A 411-nucleotide genomic window follows, 5' to 3' on the forward strand; every position below is an offset into this window, starting at 1 on the left:
CCCTCGCCTACCCCGACCGCATCAACCCCCACCTCTGACCATGACCGCACCGCTTACACAGAAGACTTGACACGCTCCGGTGAACAGCCGCTCCCAGGTCGCCGTCGCCGCCGCGATCCGCCGCGCCGTGTCGCGATCGACCAGCACCCGCCCGTCGAGCGACGCCGGCAGGTCCAACCCCTGCAGGGCCGGGTCCTGCTCGCCGCCGCCGGCACCATCCGCGTCGTGCAGCAGCGTGGTCGCGGGGATCAGGATCCCGACCGTCGCCCGGATCGCGGAGATGCCGTGCAGGTCCTCCGGCACCACGCCGGCCAGCAGCAGCTCCTGCGCCGCGTCGCAGCGGAACTGGTCGAAGGTGCGCGGCTCGTCCTTCGGCTTGCCGCGCGCGGCCTGCGTGAGCCGGTCGAAGAT

At 72.5% G+C, this 411-nt stretch carries 1 pseudogene; it reads right to left on the reverse strand.

Features of this window, described 5'->3' with window-relative positions:
* Positions 1–21 precede the first annotated feature (21 nt).
* A pseudogene (locus ACLQ21_RS15730) lies at positions 22–411 on the reverse strand (hypothetical protein); the annotation flags it as partial.

Origin of the sequence: Agrococcus sp. DT81.2 (assembly GCF_049844935.1) — a bacterium.
Lineage (GTDB): Bacteria > Actinomycetota > Actinomycetes > Actinomycetales > Microbacteriaceae > Agrococcus.